The sequence below is a fragment of the Vibrio ordalii ATCC 33509 genome, assembly GCA_000257205.1.
Classification (GTDB): Bacteria; Pseudomonadota; Gammaproteobacteria; order Enterobacterales; family Vibrionaceae; genus Vibrio; species Vibrio ordalii.
In genome coordinates this window covers 1-265 of record AEZC01000164.1, presented here as the reverse complement: position 1 = coordinate 265, position 265 = coordinate 1, and the positions used below count along the sequence as shown (strand labels likewise).

The following is a 265-nucleotide window of genomic DNA, read 5'->3' as shown; positions in this document are numbered from 1 at the left end:
CTGACCCGTTAATTTACAGAGTGGTATTAATACCCTATGGGTACAATATTTTATTGAAGAACCAGAATATTCCAAAAAAATAATAAGGAGATGAAAAATAGCAAAAAGCCTCAGCATTTCTGCAGAGGCTTGATAAATGGCAGGGGTGGAGAGATTCGAACTCCCAACACGCGGATTTGGAATCCGCTGCTCTGCCAGTTGGAGCTACACCCCTAAATAATTTATGCTTCTCATTGAAGAAAACCTCAACATGACTGCTGAGGCT

At 40.8% G+C, this 265-nt stretch carries 1 tRNA gene; it reads right to left on the bottom strand.

Annotated elements, in window-relative coordinates:
* Window positions 1–137: 137 nt before the first annotated feature.
* Window positions 138–214 (bottom strand) — tRNA-Trp (locus tag VOR_RS0111370).
* Window positions 215–265: the final 51 nt, after the last annotated feature.